The 23,215-nt window shown below is 29.1% G+C and carries 25 protein-coding genes and 5 tRNA genes; 16 read left to right on the forward strand and 14 right to left on the reverse strand.

Annotated elements, in window-relative coordinates:
• Positions 1 to 352 precede the first annotated feature (352 nt).
• Complete coding sequence (gene pyk, locus BLA55_RS02080) at positions 353 to 1,786, forward strand: pyruvate kinase (protein WP_073372447.1); 1,434 nt, start codon at positions 353 to 355, stop codon at positions 1,784 to 1,786.
• 83 nt (positions 1,787 to 1,869) lie between these two features.
• On the opposite strand, the gene nusG is transcribed toward pyk, so the two are convergent.
• From nusG to secG, 9 genes are read right to left on the reverse strand one after another with little or no spacing between them, the layout of a single operon-like run.
• The gene (gene nusG / locus BLA55_RS02085; RefSeq protein ID WP_073372448.1) at positions 1,870 to 2,469 is read right to left on the reverse strand and encodes a transcription termination/antitermination protein NusG; all 600 of its coding nucleotides are present in this window, start codon (positions 2,467 to 2,469) and stop codon (positions 1,870 to 1,872) included.
• A gap of 11 nt (positions 2,470 to 2,480) precedes the next feature.
• Positions 2,481 to 2,705, reverse strand: coding sequence for a preprotein translocase subunit SecE (gene secE / locus BLA55_RS02090; protein WP_073372449.1), 225 nt, complete (start codon positions 2,703 to 2,705; stop codon positions 2,481 to 2,483).
• Positions 2,705 to 2,854 (reverse strand): 50S ribosomal protein L33, encoded by a 150-nt coding sequence (gene rpmG, locus BLA55_RS02095; RefSeq protein ID WP_073372450.1) that lies wholly within the window; start codon positions 2,852 to 2,854, stop codon positions 2,705 to 2,707. Before rpmG ends, secE begins: the two co-directional genes overlap by 1 nt.
• 59 nt (positions 2,855 to 2,913) lie before the next feature.
• Complete coding sequence (locus BLA55_RS02100; RefSeq protein WP_073372451.1) at positions 2,914 to 3,198, reverse strand: antibiotic biosynthesis monooxygenase; 285 nt, start codon at positions 3,196 to 3,198, stop codon at positions 2,914 to 2,916.
• A 10-nt stretch (positions 3,199 to 3,208) separates the two neighbouring features.
• Positions 3,209 to 4,744, reverse strand: a complete 1,536-nt coding sequence (metG, locus tag BLA55_RS02105; protein WP_073372452.1) for a methionine--tRNA ligase — start codon at positions 4,742 to 4,744, stop codon at positions 3,209 to 3,211.
• Positions 4,737 to 5,519: a tRNA1(Val) (adenine(37)-N6)-methyltransferase gene (locus tag BLA55_RS02110; protein WP_073372453.1), complete on the reverse strand. Its 783-nt coding sequence runs from the start codon at positions 5,517 to 5,519 to the stop codon at positions 4,737 to 4,739. Before BLA55_RS02110 ends, metG begins: the two co-directional genes overlap by 8 nt.
• Position 5,520: 1 nt before the next feature.
• Complete coding sequence (locus tag BLA55_RS04410) at positions 5,521 to 5,757, reverse strand: S1 domain-containing protein (RefSeq protein WP_235631826.1); 237 nt, start codon at positions 5,755 to 5,757, stop codon at positions 5,521 to 5,523.
• A complete protein-coding gene (gene rnr / locus BLA55_RS02115; RefSeq protein ID WP_235631827.1) occupies positions 5,757 to 7,721 on the reverse strand; it encodes a ribonuclease R in 1,965 nt (654 codons plus the stop codon). The genes BLA55_RS04410 and rnr overlap by 1 nt, the downstream gene beginning before the upstream one ends.
• Positions 7,721 to 7,957, reverse strand: coding sequence for a preprotein translocase subunit SecG (secG, locus tag BLA55_RS02120; RefSeq protein WP_073372454.1), 237 nt, complete (start codon positions 7,955 to 7,957; stop codon positions 7,721 to 7,723). Before secG ends, rnr begins: the two co-directional genes overlap by 1 nt.
• Before the next feature lie 132 nt (positions 7,958 to 8,089).
• Here secG and BLA55_RS02125 point away from each other — a divergent pair, with 132 nt between their 5' ends.
• The 8 genes from BLA55_RS02125 (at position 8,090) to BLA55_RS02160 (ending at position 13,495) form a co-directional block, all read left to right on the forward strand.
• A complete protein-coding gene (locus BLA55_RS02125) occupies positions 8,090 to 9,067 on the forward strand; it encodes a potassium channel family protein (RefSeq protein WP_073372455.1) in 978 nt (325 codons plus the stop codon).
• Positions 9,068 to 9,097: 30 nt separating this feature from the next.
• On the forward strand, positions 9,098 to 11,833 hold the full coding sequence (locus BLA55_RS02130; protein ID WP_084107638.1) for a cation-translocating P-type ATPase: 2,736 nt from the start codon (positions 9,098 to 9,100) through the stop codon (positions 11,831 to 11,833).
• A 239-nt stretch (positions 11,834 to 12,072) separates the two neighbouring features.
• Positions 12,073 to 12,147, forward strand: a tRNA-Asn gene (locus BLA55_RS02135).
• Positions 12,148 to 12,155: 8 nt separating this feature from the next.
• A tRNA-Glu gene (locus BLA55_RS02140) sits at positions 12,156 to 12,231 on the forward strand.
• Positions 12,232 to 12,235: 4 nt separating this feature from the next.
• Positions 12,236 to 12,311, forward strand: a tRNA-Val gene (locus tag BLA55_RS02145).
• A 1-nt stretch (position 12,312) separates the two neighbouring features.
• A tRNA-Thr gene (locus BLA55_RS02150) sits at positions 12,313 to 12,388 on the forward strand.
• 94 nt (positions 12,389 to 12,482) lie between these two features.
• A tRNA-Leu gene (locus tag BLA55_RS02155) sits at positions 12,483 to 12,567 on the forward strand.
• Between the two features lie 85 nt (positions 12,568 to 12,652).
• Positions 12,653 to 13,495, forward strand: coding sequence for a Cof-type HAD-IIB family hydrolase (locus BLA55_RS02160; protein WP_073372456.1), 843 nt, complete (start codon positions 12,653 to 12,655; stop codon positions 13,493 to 13,495).
• On the opposite strand, the gene BLA55_RS04360 is transcribed toward BLA55_RS02160, so the two are convergent.
• From BLA55_RS04360 to BLA55_RS02175, 4 genes are all read right to left on the reverse strand, one after another.
• On the reverse strand, positions 13,454 to 14,605 hold the full coding sequence (locus tag BLA55_RS04360) for a low temperature requirement protein A (RefSeq protein ID WP_220096404.1): 1,152 nt from the start codon (positions 14,603 to 14,605) through the stop codon (positions 13,454 to 13,456). The two genes, BLA55_RS02160 and BLA55_RS04360, sit on opposite strands and share 42 nt — an antisense overlap.
• Before the next feature lie 116 nt (positions 14,606 to 14,721).
• Entirely contained in the window at positions 14,722 to 14,931 is a 210-nt protein-coding gene (gene rpmE / locus BLA55_RS02165) for a 50S ribosomal protein L31 (RefSeq protein WP_073372457.1), read from the reverse strand.
• A gap of 14 nt (positions 14,932 to 14,945) precedes the next feature.
• The gene (gene rpsD / locus BLA55_RS02170) at positions 14,946 to 15,545 is read right to left on the reverse strand and encodes a 30S ribosomal protein S4 (protein WP_073372458.1); all 600 of its coding nucleotides are present in this window, start codon (positions 15,543 to 15,545) and stop codon (positions 14,946 to 14,948) included.
• A 249-nt stretch (positions 15,546 to 15,794) separates the two neighbouring features.
• Entirely contained in the window at positions 15,795 to 16,232 is a 438-nt protein-coding gene (locus BLA55_RS02175; protein ID WP_073372459.1) for an RpiB/LacA/LacB family sugar-phosphate isomerase, read from the reverse strand.
• Positions 16,233 to 16,288: 56 nt separating this feature from the next.
• Here BLA55_RS02175 and BLA55_RS02180 point away from each other — a divergent pair, with 56 nt between their 5' ends.
• The 6 genes from BLA55_RS02180 to metK all read left to right on the forward strand — a co-directional run bounded on the left by BLA55_RS02180 (position 16,289) and on the right by metK (position 21,709).
• Complete coding sequence (locus tag BLA55_RS02180) at positions 16,289 to 16,765, forward strand: cysteine peptidase family C39 domain-containing protein (RefSeq protein WP_073372460.1); 477 nt, start codon at positions 16,289 to 16,291, stop codon at positions 16,763 to 16,765.
• 5 nt (positions 16,766 to 16,770) lie between these two features.
• Positions 16,771 to 18,297 (forward strand): ATP-binding cassette domain-containing protein, encoded by a 1,527-nt coding sequence (locus BLA55_RS02185; RefSeq protein WP_167542429.1) that lies wholly within the window; start codon positions 16,771 to 16,773, stop codon positions 18,295 to 18,297.
• Between the two features lie 393 nt (positions 18,298 to 18,690).
• Complete coding sequence (gene ybeY, locus BLA55_RS02195; protein ID WP_073372463.1) at positions 18,691 to 19,161, forward strand: rRNA maturation RNase YbeY; 471 nt, start codon at positions 18,691 to 18,693, stop codon at positions 19,159 to 19,161.
• 2 nt (positions 19,162 to 19,163) lie between these two features.
• The gene (cdd, locus tag BLA55_RS02200) at positions 19,164 to 19,556 is read left to right on the forward strand and encodes a cytidine deaminase (RefSeq protein WP_073372464.1); all 393 of its coding nucleotides are present in this window, start codon (positions 19,164 to 19,166) and stop codon (positions 19,554 to 19,556) included.
• Complete coding sequence (gene era / locus BLA55_RS02205) at positions 19,556 to 20,428, forward strand: GTPase Era (RefSeq protein WP_073372465.1); 873 nt, start codon at positions 19,556 to 19,558, stop codon at positions 20,426 to 20,428. Before cdd ends, era begins: the two co-directional genes overlap by 1 nt.
• Before the next feature lie 153 nt (positions 20,429 to 20,581).
• Complete coding sequence (gene metK, locus BLA55_RS02210; protein ID WP_073372466.1) at positions 20,582 to 21,709, forward strand: methionine adenosyltransferase; 1,128 nt, start codon at positions 20,582 to 20,584, stop codon at positions 21,707 to 21,709.
• A 47-nt stretch (positions 21,710 to 21,756) separates the two neighbouring features.
• On the opposite strand, the gene BLA55_RS02215 is transcribed toward metK, so the two are convergent.
• Positions 21,757 to 22,728, reverse strand: coding sequence for a bifunctional oligoribonuclease/PAP phosphatase NrnA (locus tag BLA55_RS02215; RefSeq protein ID WP_073372467.1), 972 nt, complete (start codon positions 22,726 to 22,728; stop codon positions 21,757 to 21,759).
• Positions 22,729 to 22,845: 117 nt separating this feature from the next.
• On the opposite strand from BLA55_RS02215, the gene BLA55_RS02220 reads away from it, so the two are divergent.
• Positions 22,846 to 23,205 carry an IMPACT family protein gene (locus BLA55_RS02220; RefSeq protein ID WP_073372468.1) on the forward strand — a complete coding sequence of 120 codons (360 nt, stop codon included), beginning with the start codon at positions 22,846 to 22,848 and terminating at the stop codon, positions 23,203 to 23,205.
• Positions 23,206 to 23,215 lie beyond the last annotated feature (10 nt).

Raw genomic sequence — 23,215 nt, forward strand, 5'->3', positions numbered from 1 at the left:
AATTTCTTTTTCATGAGACCTCCCCTCATAAATAATTAAATAATGTTTCAAACCCTATTTTTCATTTCAATTTACACTAATCCAAAAATCACGAAAAATAAGAAAAAAATGTGATTTTATGGCGTTTTTTGAATCAGATTTTAAACTTTTTGGTCAAAATCACTTTCAGGTTTAGTATAAAAATTCACCTTAAAAGAAAAAAATCAAAAATGATTCATCTTGTAAAAATCAATTATGTAAATTTTTCCCAATAAAAGGGGTAAATTAATATACAAAATTTAATACCAATTTTTTACATGTGTTAAAATTATTTATATAAATTTATACTTAATTAGGAGATACATTTTACTTTATGAATTTAACAGAAAAAAGAAGTAAATTAATCACAACAATTGGTCCATCTAGTGACAACTACGATACAATGCGTGCATTAATTGAAAATGGTGCAACTGCTATTAGAGCAAACTTTTCACATGGTTCTTATGATGAACAATTAAACAAGTTTGTTCTTGCGAAGAAAATTTCAAGCGACTTAAACATTCCGGTTTCATTAATTTTAGATACTAAAGGTCCAGAAATTCGTGTTGGAAAAATGAAAGATGGTGCTCAAGTTATTAAAGCTAGTACTGAATTAACAATTTGATCAACAAAAGAAAAGTACGAAAACTTTGAGGGAACAGAAACAGAAATTACTGTTGCTTATGACATGTCAAAAGACTTAATTGTTGGAAATCAAGTTCTTTTAGATGATGGAAAATTATCAACAATCGTAACTGAAGTTGGTGATGGTTATGTTAAAGCTATAGCTGAAAACACACACAAACTAAAAACAAACAAACGTATTAATTTACCAGGTGTTGATTTCTCATTACCATTCTTAGCTGAAAAAGATATTAACGACGTTAAATTCGGAATTAAAAACGGTGTTGATTATATTGCTGCTTCGTTTGTTAACTCTGCAAAAAACGTTCGTGAGTTACGTAAATTATTAGATGAAAACGGTGGACAACACGTTCAAATTATTTCAAAAATTGAATCACACTTAGGTGTTATGAATATTGAAGAAATCATCAATGAAAGTGACGCTATCATGGTTGCTCGTGGTGATTTAGGTTTAGAAATTCCTTACTATGACGTTCCTTACTACCAAAAAATAATGATCAGAAAATGTAGAGAATTAGGTAAACCAGTTGTTGTTGCGACACAAATGCTTGACTCAATGGAAAACAATCCACACCCTACACGTGCTGAAGTAACTGACGTTTATTTTGCTACTGAATTAGGAGCTGACTCAACAATGTTATCAGGAGAATCAGCAAATGGAGATTTTCCAGTTGAAGCAGTTAAAGTTATGTCAAACATCAACAAACGTGCTGAAAAAGAATTCTATGAAAAAACATACTACGATGTTCAATTAGAACAAGTTAGAAAAAACTCAGATTATTTTGATAAACGTTCAATCATCGCTTATGACGTTGCTAACAAAGTACGTCGTGGAGACTACAAATTTGCTGTTGTTCTTTCAAGAACAGGACAATTATTAAAAGAAGTTGCTAAATTCCGTCCAAATACAGCTATTATTGGTATTTTAGATAATGCTGATTTAATTGGTGGATTCGGAATTACTTCAAGCGTATTCACATCTTTAGATTCAAAAAGATTATTTAGCGAAATTAAAAAGGACCACAATAAAGCTTTAGAAGCTTTAGCTCCTTACGGTGCTCAACCAGGGGACAAATACTTAGTTGTTGAAAATACTTCAATTACTGAACACATCGTAAAATAATAAAAGTTAAAACCAGAGCTAAAAAGGCTCTGGTTTTTTTGCAAACAAAAAATCCTATGTGAGGCTAATGCTCACATAGGATTTTATTTTAATAATGTTAAGTATGACATTTTGATGGTTACTGGGACTTTTTTACCAAAACTTTCAATTTCAATTGTCCCGGTGTTTTCTTTTTCGTCAATGCTAATTAAAATTCCACGTTCACCTACGAATGAAGAACCTTCGACCACTTCTACTACATCACCGACTTTAAATGGATTAAGTGATTTTCCACTTCTGAAATCTTGTAATGCTTCTTCTTCTTTTTTTCATGATTTTTTGATTTCACGTTCTGTAACAGGAGTTGGTTTTGCACCTTTTCCAGAACTACCAACTAAACCAGTCACATATTGAGTGTTACGGACAACAAATCAAGCTTGGTCACTCATATGCATTTTAATAAAGATGTAACCAGGATACATATTAACTCATTTAATTTTGTAAGAGTCCCCAAGCTTACGTTTTTCAGCCTCTTTAGCTGTTAAGATTGGTTTTTGAAAAATTTTGAAAGGTCCCTCTTCTGTACCGTTTAAATCAAAATCTTCCTCGACTTTTTCGGCAAAAATTCTGTTTTTTAAAGATTCAACTACGAATGATTCTTTTCCTGAAATAGTAGAAACCATATATCAATTAAATTTCTTCATTTTTTCTCCTTTTAATTACCAGCACCAACTTGAATATTATTTCAAAGTAATGTAAATATTGTAGAAACGACAAAAACAAACAACACAAAGATTAGTGTAAAAACAATAATTTGAGTCATTGAACTAATATTTTTTTTCGAATCAGGTCATCTAACACGTTTAATTTCTTTAATAAATTTTCTAAAATAATATTTTTTTACTTTCGGTTTTTGATTTTCTTGTTTCTTTAAAGTCATTATTTTTCTTCCTTATGAATCGTATGGTTATTGCAATTTGTGCAATGTTTTTTAATTATTATTCGACTTTGATTACCAAAACTTTTATTTGTATAGTAATTTTTTCTGCGACAAACTTCACACGCCAAGGCTATTTTTTTCTTTTGCATATTTTAAAATTATACTTTATAACTCACAAATAATAAAATAAAACGGACTTTTTACCGTTTTATTTTATTGTATTGAATGAATATAGAACATCAACTTTCAATGCCATTTTTGCAAGTGTTTTTAGTTCACGATTCATTTCTTCTTTTTTTTCAAATTCTAAATAATCATCTTTAGTACTTCATCTTTCTAAAAGTACTATTTCGCTGTCACTATTTAGTCCATATTCGAAAGAAAGATTTTGAGTTTCCATTCTTGCTTTTTTAACAAAAATGTGTAAATAATCAATAAAACCTTTGATTTTTTCAGGATTTATTGTATATAAAGTAGCTCTTACATAAATCATAAATGGACTCCTATTTTAGTCTCTCGAAAAACATGAATTTTTCCGCCGTATCAATATTATCAAATTTATCGAATTTTTCAATATTTTTTATTGAAAAATCATCTAAACCAAGTGATTCTGCAACTTCTGAAATTTTTTCTGGTAAAACAATACTAAAATATGTTGCACAAGCGTAAATTCCGTTGAGCAAACGAACTAAAATTTGTTCTAAACGTTCTAAGTCATCTTTTAAAGTTCAAGGTTGAGTTAAATCGATATATTTGTTTAAATGATTTCCTAATTCTACTGCGATTTGAATACCTTTGTCGATTTTAAATTCATCCATGTAACTTGCAAATTGACTAATTGATTCAGTTATTGCCTTTTCAATTTCTAAATCTTCAACATGCTCTGATTTTTGATATTTAATTGGACCATCAAATGAATTGGACTTCATTTTGAGTGTTCGAGAAACTAAATTACCAAAATTATTAATTAATTCAGCATTAATAATATTTTTAAATCTTTCTTCATCAAAAATGCCATCTTCACCAAATGGTAATTGACTTGCTAAAAAGTATTTGATCATTTCCGGATGATATCTTTGCAATAAATCATAAGGATCAACCACATTATTTTTAGATTTTGACATTTTGCCTGTAGGAGTAATAATTCAACCATGACTTTGAATTTTGTTTGGTTGCTTTAAGTTTAATGCCTTTAAGAAAATTGGTCAATAAATAAAGTGGAAACGAGCAATTTCCTTACCTAAAATATGTACAATTTCGTCACCATTTTCTCAAAATTTTTCAAATTCAGCAGATTTGGTATCAAAACCATAACCTAATTTAGTTACATAATTAAATAAAGCATCCAATCAAACATAAATAGTGTGTTTGTTATCAATTGTGACCGGGATACCTCATTTAACATTGGTACGAGTAACACTTAAATCACTTAAATTGGATAAAAAGTTGTTTTTAATCTCATTTACTGTTTTTTGTGGTGCTAAAAATGATGAATTTGCTTCGATGTAATTACTTAACCAATCTTGAAAAAGATCTAATTTGAAAAAGTAACTTTCTTCTGAAATGAATTTTAATTCGTGACCACTAGTAGGATGGTACATTTTACCGTCTTTTTTAATTGCTTGAGACTGGGTTAAGAATTCTTCATCGCTAACTGAATATCAACCTTCGTATTTTCCTTTGTAAATGTAACCTTTTTCAACAAAGTGATTAAATATTTTTTGTACTGTCTCACAGTGTTTTTCGTCAGTTGTACGACTAAAATAATCCACATCAATTTTAAAATCTTCTCACATTTGAACAAACTTTTGTGATGTTTCATCAACGAATTCTTTAGGTGTTTTATTTTGTTCTAGTGCTTTTTCGTAAATCTTTTGACCGTGCTCATCGCTACCTGTTAAAACTTTAACATCATATCCTTGTAATTTTTTGTAATTACCTAAAACTCAGGCAAGTGTTGTTGTGTAAAGGTGACCGATGTGTAAATTTCCAGACGCATAATAAATTGGCGTGGTAATATAAAATGTTTTTTTATTCATCAGCTTTTTCTCCTACTATTATTGGTTTATATAATGCTTTTATTGAATCTAAATAATCATGATTTAATTTGTCATTTGGATCATGCAAATATAGATTAGGTTGAAAGTGTACTCCTCAACCAGCTCCTAATCTTCCCTCAATTAATGCGAATTTCGGTTTATCATCTACTCTCGGGAGAATAAATTGAACTCTTTTAGGCTCAATCTTATATTTTCGCATTGATTCAAAGCAATCCACCAATCTTTCTACTGGTAATACTAAAGATAAATATCCTTTTTGTTCAAGTAATTTGGAAGAACCACAAATTAATTGATCTAGATTTAAGTGGATTTCGTGCGTTGCGATTAATTTTTCCATCGAAGATTTAGTTTTGGATTTAGTTTTATCGTATGGATAAAAAGGAGGGTTGCAAACAATACTTTGGAATTTAGGATTATTATTTTTATTTCATTCTTTATAAAAAATGTTGAAATCTTGATTGATCAATTGAATTTGATCAGTCATTTTGTTTAATTCCACGTTTTTTTGCGCGATTTGAACTGCACGCTCTTGAATTTCCACAGCCACAATTCTATTATTTTTATTTCTTGCAGCTAAAAAGACTGATAAAGCTCCGTTATTAGTTCCTATTTCTAAAATTCGAGTGATTTTATTTGATAATTTTACAAAATTACCTAATAAAATAGTGTCCACTGAATAATTAAACATCGATTTGTCTTGGTATATGTATAAATCAGAATCGAAACCTAATGAATTTTTAATTAATTTATCCATTTTATTTCTTTCTTAAATCTTGTTTTTTTACATTTTTGTAACTATTATTTTGTTTAATATAATCGTCATAAAATTCTTCTAAAACCGCATCAATTTTACCTTCAACAAGATCGACTCCAGCTATTACAACATTAACGGTATCACCTATGGTAAATGTTCTTTTGGTATTTTTATTAACTAATTTTGTTAATGTTTCGTCGTTTTCATATTCACCATCCAGCAATGATGTGCGATGCACTAATGCATCTGTTTATTGGCGAATTCGACAAAAAAACCGAATTTGACTATGCTAATAATTTGTGCACTAAATCTTTCTCCAATTTTATTTTTGAAGAATTCTGCATACATTAAATCGTTTGAGTTACGTTCCGCTTCAACTGATGATTGTTCACTTGATGAACATTGAATCGCGATAGATTCTAATTTTTCTTTGATTTCATTCAATTTATGATTTTCTTTATTAAAAACAAAATCGCGAATAATTCTGTGGACCACTAAATCGGGATAACGACGAATTGGACTGGTGAAGTGACAATAGCAGTCGCTCGCTAGCCCAAAATGACCGATATTGCCCCCAGAATATTTTGCTTTTTGCATAGTTCTTAAAAACATCAATTTGATGAATTCGTCGTCACGTTTTGATTTAATAATTTCAGTACATTCGGCGAATTTTTTAGGTGTTAAATCAACTTCATTAATATAAATATCGTTGATTTTTAAAGCATTTAAAACAGTTTTGAGCGAATTGATTTTTTCCACATCTGGGACATCGTGGACTCTGTACATCACAGGTAATTTTAATTTTGATAAGAAAATAGCAACTTCTTCATTTGCTCGAACCATGAAATCTTCGATTAGAACTTCGGAAACACCACGCTCTTCAATTTTGATATCTTTGACGCTACCGTCTTCATTTAAAATTATTTTTGGTTCAGAAATTTCAAAATCAATGTATCCCTGATTAATTTTAAAATTATGCAAGATTTTTGACAACTCATATGAGTCTAGCAACATTTTTTGCAATTGCGAATCTTTAATTACTGAATCATCATTATGTTCTAAAAAGTTATTGACTTGTTTGTAAGTTAAACGATATTTACTATTAATAATCCCAGGAAAAATATTTGTTTTAACAGTGTTACCTTTCGGATCAATTTCCATTACACAACTCATTACAAAACGATCTTCATTTGGATTAAGCGAACAAATACCATTTGACAATTCTTCAGGAAGCATAGGGATAACACGATCTACTAAATAGATACTTGTCCCTCTTTGTAAAGCCTCTTTATCAATTTCAGTATTCTCTCTGACGTAGTGTGAAACGTCCGCAATGTGGACACCTAACTCGAAATTACCATTTGGTAATTTTTTAACAATTATTGCATCATCAAAATCTTTTGTTGAGTCTCCGTCAATAGTGACAATAAGTTCATTTCTTAAGTCAACACGTCCAGTTCAATCTTCTTGGTCGATTTTTTGTGGTACTTTTTGAAGTTCCCCAGTCAAGGAATCTGGGAAACTTTTTGGTAATTTTGTATTTTCGATAAATGCTTTTAAAAATACTTTTGGATCTGTTTCATTTGTAATTACAGATTGAATTGAAACTAAAATGTAAGATTTTTCGAAACTCACAATTTTTGCCACAACTAAATCGTTAATTTTAGCTTCTACAGACATATTGACAATTCTGAATTTGTGTATTTTGAACTTTTTATCGATTGGTTCAAAGTCAACGAAATTATTATTTTTTTTCAAGAATCCGATTAATTCACTATTGTTTCGTTTTTGAATTTGAGTTACGACACCGTAAAATATTTCTTCCTGATCAGATTTAATTTCTTTAAAAATTTTTGCTTGAACTTGATCACCATCCATTGCATTGTTAAAGTTATTTTTTGCAATGTAGATTGATTTTTTATCCTTTTCTAAAATTTCCACATCGTCCGTAATTTCATCTAAAAAACCAAATTTACCTGATGAGTTAACTTTTAAGATACCATCTTTTTCTTGAACGAAAATAGGTGCATAATAAGAATCGTCTCTATTTTTAAAAATTAAGTATTCATTTTGTAATTCAAACAATAATTTAGTAACTTCTTTATTTTGTTTAGGATTAATCTTAAAATGTTTAACTATTTCTAAAAAAGGTACATTCTTTTTGTTTTTTATAAATTCTAATATATTTGCTTTATTTATCATTATCCAATAAAAATTCTAAAAATTAGAGCAATAGATAAGAGTACAATTCCGACACTAAACATCGCGTATTTTAGAAATTTTTTGCTGCCCCTTTCTTTTGATGTTTTAAAAAGTTCCAAGTCCCCTGATCCGACCAAAGCACCAGAAAAAGCGTTTGAGTCCGGAGACATTAGGAACGAAATTATGATTATTACTAAAGAAATAAAAATGATCACAAATAATATTGCTGTTTGCATATTTCTCCTAATTTATATTAATAATTAAATTTTATAATATTATATTTTTATTTTTAGTAAGTTTTGAAAATACAAAATCGATGTTTATATCATATATGATATAATAACGCAGTTAATTAAGAGGTATTAAAAATGTCAATTTTAAATATATGTAAAGCTATTAATATAATCGTTACTTCTGATAATGAATTACCTAAATCTTTAAATAAACATAATAAATATTTAAACATTTTAAAATATATTTACATCGCAATTTTACTCTTTACAGTTACATTCTCTTTTGTGAGTTTTGCTGTACCAAAAACAAATTCTGATATTTCAAATTTACTAATTTTTATTAGTATTGCGACATTTTTTGTTTTTGCAATTGATTTTTCATTACACTGAATTACTTGCTGAGTAAATAAACCAGAAAGACCTATTTGAAAGAGCTTTTTATCTTATCCATTTACTTTTACAGGTATCATTTTAATTTTATGTATGTTACCATCTTTAAAAGTTTTTGAATATTGAGGTTTAGAAAAAAACGCCTGAGTGGATTTCTTTAAAGTTTTATCATTTGTACGAATTATTCGTCTGGTTTTGATTTTAAAAATCTATCCACCATTTAAAATTTTAATTAATGTATTCCAATCACAAAAAGTTATTTTGACCTATATTTTCGTTTTCATTGTTATTTTAATTATTGTTTTCGCTTTGATTATTTGAAATAATGAAACAGTTTGATTAGAAAATACTATTTCAAAACAAATTTTGAGTGATTTTAAAACAAATAATCCGAATCAAGAAATACCTGTTTGAATTAATGATCATAACTCAGAACAGTGAAAAAATGAATACGAAAAAATTCTTAATTCTGGAGCTTATTCAAACGTAGTAACTAGCTTTTTTGACTCACTTTATTTTTCAACTATTACCTTAACTACAATTGGATATGGCGATTTCTTCCCGCATGCGGATGCATCAAAATTTATTGTTATTTTAATTTCGCTAGTTGGTATCGCCATCTTTGCAATACCATCCGGGGTTATTGCAGGGGCAATGTTGAGTGAAATGAATAATATTATTAAAACTAAAAAAGATAAAAATGCTCAGAATCCTGAAAACTAGAATTTTAGATTTTTGAGAATAAGGAACTTTATGAAACAAAATATAAAAAACGAAAACAAATTAGATACTAATATTAGTGAATTAAACACTAATCCCGAAACAGGATTAACAAGCCAAGAAGTTTTAAAAAATCGTGAACTTTTTGGTGAAAATATTTTAAAAACACATAAAAAAATTAATCCTTTTATTGCTTTTTTAAACCAATTTAAAGATTTTATGATTATTTTATTATTAATTGCAGCGTGTGCAAGTATCTCAGTGACTATCTGAGAACATGTGAGTGGACACTTAGTGGACAAAACTGATAAAATAATTGCCTACACTGAACCTGCTATTATTTTATTAGTGGTTGTTTTAAACAGTATGCTAGGCGCATATCAAGAAGTCAAAAGTGACCAAGCAGTACGTGCTTTGGAAAAAATTAATGAACAAAATGCAAAAGTATTAAGAGATGGTCGTGTACAAAATATTCCTGCAGTGGACATTGTCCCTGGGGACATTTTAATTGTAGAAGCTGGTGACACTATCTCTGCTGATGCAAAATTAATTCAAAGTTTTAACTTAATGACTGTCGAATCATCACTGACCGGGGAATCTGTACCTGTAAGTAAAGACTTTAAATTTGTACCACAAGACGAAAAGATCATTGCTGAACAGAAAAACAAAATTTTTTCAGGTACTTATGTAACTAATGGTCGGGGAGTTGCAATTGTATATGCAACTGGTAAAGGGACAGTTATCGGACAAATTAATAAAATGATTCAAGAGGAAGAACAACAAATCACTCCTTTACAAATTAAACTTAATAAATTAAGTAAAATCTTTGGTTATAGTGGTATCGCACTTTTATTTTTAAGTTTAATTATTCAAATTTTATTAAGCAATTCCTTAACAGGGGATTGAGCAAAGGCGGATGTATATACTAATTCTTTAATTACAAGTATTTCATTAGCAGTTGCTGCTATACCAGAAGGTTTAATTCCTTTTACAACAGTTATTTTAGCAATTGGTGTGTCATGAATGGCAAAAAATAACGCTATTGTAAAAAATTTACCAGCAATTGAGGCCCTCGGGTCAACTAATGTGATTTGTTCAGATAAAACTGGGACGCTTACACAAAATAAAATGGTGGTTCAAAATCTTTTTTATAAAAATCACCTTTTAAAAGACGATAATTCAAAAACAGATTTCAACGAATTGGTTAAAAAATTTATTTTATGTTCTGATGCTGAAGTGCATTGACAAAACAACAAATTTGAAGAAGTAGGTGATCCTACTGAAACAGGTGTATTAATTTATGGTTATGAAAAAGGGATTATCAAATCTGACTTATTCCAAACCTATAAGAAAATAGGTGCTTTGCCTTTTGATAGTGACAGAAAAATGATGTCTGTTTTAATTGAAATGGATACACATAATTTATTAATTACTAAAGGTGCTCCTGATGTCATTTTTTCACGCTTAACAAATTCAAACGATCAAGCAGTACATGTTAATGAAGAATGATCAAATCAAGCTTATCGTGTTTTAGCAGTAGCAACTAAAAAACTTCCTAAATCACAAAACTCAATTTCTTTAGACGATGAAAATAACTTTGATTTTGAGGGGCTTGTGGCTTTAATTGATCCACCAAGGGAAGAGGTTAAAGCTTCAATTTTAGAAGCAAAAAATGCAGGAATTAAAACTGTTATGATTACTGGGGACCATTTAACTACTGCTGTGGCCATTGGAAAACAATTAGGAATTTACAATGATTCTGACTTGGTAATTACTGGTGCTCAACTTGCACAAATGTCGCAAGAAGAGTTAATTAATCAGGTACAATCAATTTCAATTTATGCACGTGTTAATCCAGAAGATAAATTAAGAATTGTGAAAGCATGACAACATCATGATAAAGTTGTTGCTATGACTGGGGACGGTGTAAACGACGCTCCTGCTCTAAAAGCAAGTGATATTGGTTGTGCGATGGGGATTACTGGTACTGATGTTTCAAAACAAGCGGCAAATGTAATTCTAACTGATGATAATTTCAGTACTATAACTAAAGCAGTTAAGAGTGGTCGTGAAATATATGACAAAATCAAGACTGTTGTTTTAAATCTATTAATTTCATCAATTACTGAAATAATTGTAATGTTAGTAGGATTATTTGCTTTTAGATTTATTTTTAAAGATTCAATTGGACAAGCTGAATTCTGAATTTTATCAGCATCTCAATTGTTATGAATTAATTTATTAACACACGGATTACCAGCTATAGCATTAGGGATGGTCCACTCTGGGGACAATGTAATGAACCGTGCCCCTTATAGCAAAAACGAAACTATTTTTTCACGCGGAATGGGGACAAATTTAATTATTCAATCAGTCACACTTTCTATTTTATCTTTAGTTTCATACGGAATTGTCGGTATGATAGCACAACAAAATAACATTCAAGGTGTCGAATTTATTAAATTAACTTCTACAGCTTGCTTTGTGACCATGGGGATTGGAGCTTCTTTAAGTTCATTAAACTTAATGAGTAAAAAGAACTTAATTTTATGTTCATTTAAGCAATTCTATTTAGTTTATTTAGCAAGCGTATTTTCATTATTCTGTGTTCTAGCAGCCGCATATATTCCGGGACTAAATTCAGTGTTTAAAATGTTCACTGGGGAATACATTGCTATTTATGTGTATATTCCTATTCTTTTAGGTTTAGGTTTAAATATGATGAACGAAGTTATTAAAGTGTTTAATAATTTTATTCTTAAAAAATAATTTGCTAATACAACAATACAGATCGCTTTTTATTGCATCTGTATTTTTTATTAATTAAAAATCACAAAAAATAAATAAAAAAATTTTGTTTTTTTTAGTTTTTCAATATAATAAGTAAGCAATAAATATTGAATGCTATCGATACTTCTTGCCTTGCGTAACTTTAAATAAAAAAAGTAAAAATTTTCTTTGAAAAAAAATTTTTATCCTTATAATATTAAAGCACAAACGCAAGAAATGCCGATTTAGCTCAGCGGTAGAGCAGCTGGCTGTTAACCAGTTGGTCGTTGGTTCAATCCCAATAATCGGCGCCATTTATTTTGGTCTGTTGGTGAAGCGGTTAACACACATGGTTTTCATCCATGCATACACGGGTTCGATCCCCGTACAGACTGCCATTATGGAAGATTAGCTCAGCTGGGAGAGCGTCGCCCTTACAAGGCGAATGTCATGGGTTCGAGTCCCTTATCTTCCACCACGCCGTCTTAGCTCAGTTGGTAGAGCAACTGACTTGTAATCAGTAGGTCGTAGGTTCGAGTCCTATAGACGGCACCAGAGAAAGATATAAGCTTGGCTTATTTTTTTTATATCATATATAACTTATATTTCTTATATTAAAATTTCTTCATTAATTTTTAAAAAAACAAGTGCGCGAGTGGTGAAATTGGCAGACACGCTAGATTTAGGCTCTAGTGCTTTACGGCGTAAGGGTTCAAGTCCCTTCCCGCGCACCAAATGATAGCAAGAACTCAAGAGGGTTCTTTTTTTTTTTTTTTTGCCAGTTCAATATACCACAGTTAAATAGTATAATTATATATTATGAATAAATGAGTTATATTCAGTGATGTAGATGGAACCATTTATGGATTTCCAGACAAAAAATTGTCAAATGTAAATAAGGACAAACTTCAAGAAATTTACGAAAAAGGTGTTAATTTTGTAATTGCAACCGGTAATCCACCTTATGAAAAAATTCAACGTTTAGCAGACATTGCAAAATCACGTTATATCATTACTAGCGGTGGAGCTTCTGTTTATGATAATTTTAAAAAGGAATACATTCATGTTGAATACATTCCTTTAGATGAAGCTCGTAAACTTTTTGAAATAGCAGACCGTATAAATGCTCGTCTTTACTACTTTGGTTTAGACCAATATTATTTAAAAAATCACAATGAGGAAATGCATACTTTTTTAAGTGAATTTTGTGAGTATTATGATTGAATTTTAGATGGTAGAATTAACAAAGATATTAACAAAATTGAAGTTTATGGCACTCCGGAAGAAGTTCGATTAGCTTATGAAGAATTCGTCGAAGCTAATTTAGACTTGAATATTATTAATTTAAAAACGCATTTAGAAATAACTAAAACAGGGGTTTCTAAAGCGAGCGGAATTAAATGATTGTGCGAAAATGTCTTTAATGTTTCAGAACAAGATGTTATGGCGATTGGGGACAGTCAAAATGACATTCCAATGTTAGAATATGTTGGTTATTCTTATGCTATGGACAACGCGGGGACTGAAACTAAAAAAGCAGCTAAATTTTACACTAGTGACGTAAGACAAGACGGTTTGGCCGAAGCGATTGATGACTTTTTATATAGAACTGATTTTGAATTAAAAAAAGCTATATCACAGGGAAAAATGAAAAAAAGCTAATCCGAATGGATTAGCTTTTTTACGTATTTTTGTAACAAAAGTGTAGACATTCAAGTCGATGTGGACTAATACAAACGACAACATAACAATGATAAAACGTGTTTGTTCGTTTAAATGTTTATCGTAAATTGTCCCCAATGTACATACAAGAATAAAAATGATAATTGGTACCACTCCAATAGAAATTTTACGTTTTTGTGCACTTTGTTTAGGAAATGTAATTATTAATATATTCATCATAACTACATATATGAATAATACTGCAAAACAAATTATTCATATTGGTCAATTGCTGATTGTATGATGTAGGTTAAACTCATAATCTAAGGTTAATGATAAATAAATTATAACATGCACTAAAACCATAATATATCATCGTTTAACGTTTGAATGCTGGTCAATTAATTTTTCAAAATAGTGAATGTAATAGATGAGTAAAGAACCAACAAAAAACATTCCTAGAACACCTTTTCAATCTAAATCTTTAAAATAGTAAGAAAGTACAATTAACATTTCGCCAAAAAAGATGATGGTTATTAAATTTAGTCTTTCAATTAAATGTGGTAAATTAATTCCTTGATTATTATTTTTCACTCATGGTCGTCAAAATAAAGGAAGAATTCAACTTAAACCAATTGTAATAATGATTAAATAAATTCCGATGTGATGTGGTAAAAATGCAAATATCATAACCAATATACCTATATTTAAGAAATAAAAAGAATTTATTACAAAAGTTAATTTATGTTGATTTAAGTTTTTGTTCCGAGTTCAATAATAAATATTTTGAAATGAAAAACTAAAATAAATTACTGATAAAGCTATATTAAAGGACTTAAATGTAATTTCTCATTCAGCATTGATTGAGTTGCTCATATACATGATTAGACCAATATCAAATAGAATAAAGAGCTTTTCAAAAATTTTGTTTTGTCCATATTTATTAATTGCGATAGTTTTGGTAATTCATATTTTAATCCAAATGATAAGTACTAATGATAATTTTAAAAAATCTACATAGGTAACCGGAGAATGATCATGATGTTCAAAATATTTTTGAATTGCTAAATACCAAAAACGAAGACCGAATCATAAAACAACTCCATTAATGTCACGCTTTTACTAATTTTCTTAATTGTGTTTTTAATTTCGTTCATTTTATCCCTTTTTTCAATCAATAAAATAATAAAAACCTAGGACTTAATCCTAGGTAAATCACAAAATTATTAGTTAGCTTTTTTTTGTAATCTTCTGTTGAATCTGTCGATTCTACCTGTTGCTTTAGCTTGAGCTCTGTTTCCTGTGTAAACAGGGTGACAACCTGAACAAACGTCTACTGAAAATTGTTTTTTAGTTGAACCAAAAGTGAATGATTTTTGACATGTTGAACATGTAACTTCAACTTTGTGGTATGCTGGATGAATATCTTTTTTCATATTTACCTACTTTATTATTTAGCGTAGAACTCAACGATAAGAGCGTCTTTAATTTCAGTATGCACTTCGTTACGTTCTGGTAAACGGTCGTATTTTACAGTAAAGTCTTTTCTTGTTAATCAAGCTGCAGCTGCTTTAGATTCTAAAGCTTCAGTAATTTGTACGTTCTTTTGTGATTTTTCTTTTAATTCAATAACTGATCCTAATTTAATTGACATTGAAGGAATATCAGCTTTTTTACCATCCACTGTAAAGTGTCCGTGGTTTACTAATTGACGAGCTTGTCTTCTTGTTGTTGCAAAACCAGCTCTGTAAACTAAGTTATCTAAACGTGATTCTAAAAGTTGTAAAAGGTTTGTACCTGTAATACCTTTAAGTTTAGTAGCTTTTACATAAATTTTACGTAATTGTTTTTCATTAATTCCAAATACGTGTTTGATTTTTTGTTTTTCGTATAAGTGTAAACCATAATCTGATAGTTTAACTCTTTTGTTTCCGTGTTGTCCAGGAGCATAAGTTCTTTTTCTACCTTTTGAAAACTCTTTACCAGTTTCTAAGATAGAGTAACCTAGACGACGTGATTTTTTAAACACAGGTCCTGTGTATCTTGACATGTTTTCTCCTTCTGCATAAAAGGAAATAAATCTCTAAATAAGTGATTTTTTCTCAAAGATTTTGGCATTCAGCAAGCCTACTTTACTAAGCAAATCGAAAAACTCATTATTATTCATGATTTATAGCTGTATTTATGCTAATTAATTGTACTAAAAAAGTCATTTTTTCCAAGTACAAAAACATTCTTTTCTTTGTTGTTAAATTGAAGCAATTAAAAAGCGGAAAATTCATTCCGCACTCTAATTAAATTATTGGTCTAATTCCTCAATTCTTGCGATATGTCTTCCACCCTCGAATTGAGATCTTAAATATTCATCAACCATATCTTTTGCTTGTTCAAAAGTCACTTGACGTCCACCAAAAACCAAAACATTAGCGTTGTTGTGTTGTTTTGCTAAATGTGCGTCTTCAACAGATGTAATTCTGGCTGCACGAATGTGTTTGTGACGATTTAGGGCATAAGAAATTCCTAATCCCGTTCCACAAATACCAATTCCGAATTCAGGGTTGTTTTGATTAATGTAATCTGCTAATTTGTTTCCTTGCAGTGCGTATGAAACTGAATTTGAATCTGTATTTGGACCTAAATCCACAATTTCATATCCTAAATTTTTTAAATAATTTTCAAGCTCTTGTTTCAATTTGAAACCTGCGTGATCGCTTGCAAATGCAACTTTTTTATTCATTTTCATCCTTTTTTCAAAAATTTTTTTGAATTTTTAAAAATTATAGCAAATATATTATGATGAAACAAAATGATAAAAGAGATTGCACGTTATTTGTGTTAAATTGATTCTGTAAAAAAATCAAAAAATATGAAATTGATTTTTTAAGTTATAAAAGCGAAATTGAATACTCAAAAAACGGAATACCAATTAATTCTTTAGCAAAATATGCTCGTGAAAAAGAAGGAGTTGAAATTGAAACTTACAAATGTGATATTAATCAAATGGAAAATATAGATAAAAATGAATTTCCGTTTGCTTGTTTAATCGAAAATGATAATTTACAGCACATGGTAGTTTTGAAAAAATATACACCACAAAAAGTTGAAATTTGAGATCCTGCACAAGGAAATGTTAAATTAACTACAGAAAAATTTAAGAGTGTGTTTTTGAATTATATATTTATTTTTCGTTTTAAGACAGAAGTTAAAAACAAAGAATTTTACTTAAAAATAGTTTTCAAATTAGCGTTTCCTTTACATTTATTATGCTAATTTCTATGCTTTTGAGTTTATTGAATCCTTTTATTACAAAATTCATTTTAGACTATTTTATAGTTAATTTCGCAATAAATGATCTCATCATTTTATTCATCATTCAAGTTTCGATTTACTTCTTTAAAATAGTTATTGAAAAAATTGGAACGCTTCATATTGATAATAAAATTGAACACAAATTTTATATTTATAAGCGTAAATTATTATCTGAATTTTTACTCAATAAAGATAGTTATTCAATTAAAAATGAAATTGAAGAGACGATTAATTTAAGCAAAATCAAACAAAAACTAGTTTTTGAATATAAAATTTTTTCTGAAATAGTGATAAATTTAATTTTATTTCTTTTTAGTTTCTTTTTGATGTATAAAATTAACCTGTTTTTAACATGTTGCATTATGGTTATTACATTTTTATTTTTAATCCTAAATATTTATAAATATGGGGTTTTAGAAAAAACACAAAATAATTTAGAAAAAGATATGGTCAAAGAAATGTTGATTACAAATAATTTTTGAAAACTTAAAAACACAACTTTAATCAAACCATTTCACAAATATATTATTAATGAATTTGATGATCTAAATCAAAATATCCAATCCAAAACTCATTTTTATAGTTTTAAAACTATTTTCATTGATATTTGGTCAGAATTTACAGAAAAACTTGCTCCATTTTTAGTGTTAGTGTTTAGTATATTTTTATTGTGGACTAATAATTTTTCATTAACTCAAATCATCTTATTTCTAACTTTAATTCACTTTTTCCAATCGCCTATTAGCAAAATTCCGTATTTTCTTTCGCAATTTAGAATTTATAAAAAATCTTTGGAACATTTTTTGTTGTGAGAAAAGATTTTGCAAAAGTGATCTTTAAATAAAAAAGAGAATTTTGATAAAAGTGTTAATTCAATTCTTATTCAAAATGCAGATGTTTATATTGATGGTAAGAAAATATTAGATATTGATTTTTTGAAAATTAACTCTAGTCTTATTATTAAAGGAAATAACGGAGTAGGTAAAAGTACTTTTTGTCGCTTAATTGCTGGGACAATTAACTACAAACACGGGACAATTTTATTAAATGGAGAATACGAATTAAATAAATATGACATTTCGAATTCAATTTGTTTAATTAATACTAATGAATTTTTACCGTTAATGAAAGTTAGGGACTTTTTAGCTATTTCCGGGGACAGTCAATGAGTTGAAATTGTCCGCAAGTACGATTTGCATCATATTTTAGTATTTTTAGGAATTGATATTAATAAAACTATTGACTCAGAGTTAGGAAATTTTTCAACCGGACAATTGAAATTTTTGAATTTAATGCGAATTATGTTAAAACAATATGACTGAATAATTTTAGATGAAGCATTCGAGGGATTAGATTCTAGAGTCAGAGATTTTATGATTTTATGCATCAAAGATTTTCAAAAGAAAGCTAAATTTATTGAAATTAGTCATTCAGGTTTTTACGTTAATAAAGAAAGTAGAATAATCAATTTTGAAAAAATTAATTCACAATAGAATTTTGTTTATTATTTTATTATTATCAATTATCTTAGTTATAGTTAGTTTTTGATTTTTATTCGACTTTAAAACTCGAAAATACATAAATATAAATGTCCAAAAAAATGAATTAGGTTTTTTTGTATCTAGTAGCGAGATTAGTGAGGGGATTAAATATAGAGGTATTTACAAGTCAAATCAAGAAATTAAGGAAATCGAAATGTATTTTATTAAACACGATAAAAATTTGTATAAAATTGTTTTTCTCGAAAGTTTAAATTTAAGTAGTGATAATTTTGTAATTGGAGTTCACTTGGAAAAGGTAAAACTGTTTAATTGAATAAAAGAATTCTTATTTTTTAACTAGTAAATAGTAATTTTTGGTGTATTTCAAAGTATAATTTAATTAATATGAATAAAACTGAAAAATCTATTTTGATTATAGATAATGAGACAGAATTTGAATTCTTATACGAAGTGGAATTTAAGCAAATTTTGAATAATTTGATTGAATATTTTAAAATCGACAAAACTGTTGAAGTGGATGTAACAATTACCGATAATGAAACCATACGTGAATTAAATAAAAATTATCGCGGAAAAGACTATGCTACAGATATTTTGTCGTTTGATTTCGCTGATGAAGAACTTTATCAATCTATGCCGCTAAGGCACTTAGGTGAATTAGTCATTAGCTATGAAAAAGTTCTTTCTCAAGCTCAAGAGTTTAATCACAGTGTCAAAAGAGAAATTTGTTACTTATTTACTCATGGTTTAGTGCATTTAATGGGATACGATCATGAAGTAGAAGATGAAAGAATTCAAATGAATCAAATTGTTGATGATATTTTCAATCCGTTAAATATCACAAGAGAGGACTAAAAATGATCGAAAAATTACAAGAATTATTAAAAAAATCTTATTCACCATACTCAAATTTTCCTGTTGCTGCAATCGCTATCGATAACGAAGGTAAAGAATATTATGGTGTTAACGTCGAAAATACAGCTTATCCATCAAGTTTATGTGCTGAAAGAAGTGCACTTTTTGGCTCAGTAGCATACGGTGGAAAAATCGGAAACTTTAAAGAAATACACATTATTTCAAATTTAAACGAACCTATTACTCCTTGTGCTGGATGTAGACAAGTTATTACTGAATTTATGCCTAATGATGCAAAAATTTATCAATATTCACATGATGGAAGTCAAGTGCGTATTGAAACAGTTCTCGAATTAGTACCACATCCTTTAAGAACTGGGGACATTTTTAAATAATGAAAGTATGTTTTGCGACAATCTTGGGAAGACCAAACGCTGGAAAAAGTTCATTGATGAACGCTATTTTGTCATATAACGTATCAATTGTGACTGACACACCACAAACTACCCGGGACAAAATTACTGGAATTTATACTGATGATGATTCTCAAATCATCTTTTTAGACACACCTGGTATTCATAAACCATTAAATAAATTAGGTTCTCATTTGAATAAAAATGCACTTGAAACAATTAAAGAAGTTGATGTTGTTTTATTTTTAACACCTGCAGACGAAGAATTAGGTAAAGGTGATTTATTTATTTTGGATTATTTAAAAGATGTCAAAAATAAAATAGCAGTTATTTCAAAAATTGACAAAATTGCTAAAGAACCTGAAAAACTAACTAAAAAAATTAATGATTTAGATCAATTTAACTTTGCTAAAATAGTTTCAACATCAATTAATAATGATAAATCTCTTGGATCACTAATTAACTTGTTAAAACAATTTACTTACGAAGATGTTCTTTATTATGATCCTGATTATGTTACAGACGTAAGTATGCGTTTTTTAGCTAAAGAAATCGTACGTGAAAGTGCAATTAACTTACTATATCAAGAGTTACCACACTCAATTGCTGTAGAAATTACAGAATTTATCGAAAACGATAACGAAATAGAGATTTCTGGAATCATATATGTTAAACGTGATTCCCAAAAAGGTATGGTGATAGGCAAAAATGCACAAATGATTAAAAAAATCGGACAAATAGCTAGATTAAAAATGCAAAATCAATTCGGTATTCGAGTCCATTTAAACTTAAATGTAAAAGTAGCAAAAAAATGAGTTGATGACGAAGAACAAATTAAAAAATTTGGTTATTAAATTTTGTTTGCTATAATCTTGTAAGATTAGCATAAAGAGTATGGTAGCTTGACAGCTTTGACCATTGCCAACCTGCAATAAGCAAGGTGGATAGTTAGGGTGTAAACCAACATGCACACTTAATGGACTCTCGCTAATCAGTAGGGAGTTTTTATGAAAAAATTATTTACAAGTGAATCAGTTGGAAGAGGTCATCCAGATAAATTATGTGACCAAATTTCTGACGCTATTTTAGATGAATATTTAAAATTAGATCCTCACTCAAAAGTTGCGATCGAAACAATGGCTAGTGGTAATAATGTTGTTATTGCTGGTGAAGTCGCTTCGAAAGTTAAGGTGGACGTTAAAGAAATAGCTAAAAACATTTTAAAATCTTTAGGTTATTTCAATTACGACACCAATTTTTTTACTGACATTAAAAAGCAAAGTCCAGATATTGCACAAGGTGTGGAATTAGGAGACGAAATTGGAGCTGGTGATCAAGGAATCATGTTCGGTTTTGCAACTAATGAAACTAAAAATTACATGCCTTTAGCAATTACTTTAGCTCATAAAATAGTAGAAAAAGCTGAAGAATTAAGAAACTCAAGAAACTTAAAATGAGCATACCCAGACATGAAGTCGCAAGTCACTGTGGACTATACAGATGAAAAGAATCCTAAAATTGAAACCGTGTTATTATCAATACAACACGATGAAAATTACAATGAACACGATTTTCACGAGTCATTAAAAAATCTTGTGATTTATCCAGTTTTAAAAGAATATGGTTTCGATAGTGTCAATAACATATATATCAATCCTACAGGTAAATTCGTCATCGGTGGTCCATGAGGGGACACTGGTTTAACAGGTAGAAAAATTATTGTGGACACTTATGGCGGATACGCTCACCATGGTGGTGGTGCGTTTTCTGGTAAAGATGCTACCAAAGTGGACCGTTCAGCCGCTTACGCTTTACGTTGAATTGCTAAAAACTTAGTTGCGGCAGGAGCTTGTGACAAAGTCGAAATTCAAATTGCATATGCTATTGGTCGTGCAAAACCTGTTTCAATTCATATTGATACTTTTGGTACTCAAAAATATCCAATTGAAAAAATTTATGAAGCAGTGGATAAACTTTTTGATTTAACACCAAAAGGAATTATTCAAAGTTTAAACTTAAGAAAACCAATTTATGCAAAAACAGCATATTTTGGACACTTTGGTCGTGACAATTTATCTTTACCATGAGAAGAATTAAACAGAGTTAATGAAATTCAAGAATTTTTAAATAAATAAAAAATAAGCTTTTGAAGTACTTACATGTACAAACAAAAGCTTATTTTTTATTTGTGGTCTTTTTCTCAGTTAATAATTGCTTGATTTAATTTTTCTAAAACTAACGGAACTTCTGATCATGAATTCAACGTAATTCCAGCAGCATTATCGTGTCCACCACCATTAAAATCACGTGCAACTACATTCACTAAAGGTCCATTTGATCTTAAACGTCCCCGGATTTTTCCATCTTCTAATTGAATGAAAAATGCTCAACAGCGATAATCTTCAATATTTGCCAATTCATTAACGAATATAGCTGCTTCAAGAGAATTGAAACCAAATTTTTCCATAATTTCATTGGTTACTTCAAAATATAGAACTCTTACACTTTTTTTAAAATTTGACAATATTTCACCAACGAATTTAAGATCTTTCATACTTCTTTTGTTTAATTCTTTAAGTATGTAATCTGGATGGAAACCGTTGCTCATTAAAAACGCAACTAATTCGTGTGTACGAGCCGAAGTATCAGGATATAAGAATCTACCTGAGTCGGTGTTAATTCCTAAATAGATGTGTGCAGATGCTTTTTGTGTAACTTTAAAATTACCGTCTTTAGCAATTTGTGCGATCATTTCAGCAGCGGCAACATAATGTTCGTCAACTCATAAATAATCATATTGAATGTCTGATTCATTTGGATGATGGTCAATTCTTAATTTTGCTGTTGTTTTATTTTCATAAAGTAATTCAGCACATTCGATTCTGTCCCCAGAAGAAGCATCAACCACAACTGCTAATGAGTTGTTAAAATCAATATCTTCAATTTTGTCAAAGTGATATTCCATAAAATCGAATGTGTGTTGATTATTTCCTACTGTATACACTTTCTTTTCAGGAAAATTAGTTTTAATTAATTCAGCCAAACCAGCTTGTGAACCTAAACAGTCCCCGTCTGGTCTGATGTGGTGAAAAATAACAATTGAGTCATATTTTTTAATAGCATTAATTGCAACTTGTGAATTTCCAATTTTCATATTACTATTCCTTTAAATTTATTGATTTTTTAATTATTCTAATTATAGCAAAAAGGTATTAGTAAAGTCAATTGTATTATTTTTAATTTATTTCAAAAAGTATTTATAATTATCTTAATGGAAGAAATTGTTATTAAAAAATCGTCATTTTTATCAATTGCCATTAATGTAAACTCAAAAGAGGAAGCTAAAAAAATCATCACTAAATACAAACAAAATTATAAAAAAGCCACACATGTGTGCTCGGCTTATTATATTTTAGAAAATGGTGTTGAAATGGCAGGTTTTGATGACGATGGTGAACCTAAAAATACTGCAGGAAGACCAATTTATGAACTTTTGAAACTTAAAAAAGTTTTTAATGTTGTAATAATCGTTATTCGATATTATGGTGGGATTCAATTAGGGGCTGGTGGACTCGTTCGTGCATATAGACAAAGTGCCTCCGCAGCAATAACAAAATATTTGAATAATTAAAAGGAGACTT

Origin of the sequence: Mycoplasmopsis pullorum (assembly GCF_001900245.1) — a bacterium.
Lineage (GTDB): Bacteria > Bacillota_I > Bacilli_A > Mycoplasmatales > Metamycoplasmataceae > Mycoplasmopsis > Mycoplasmopsis pullorum.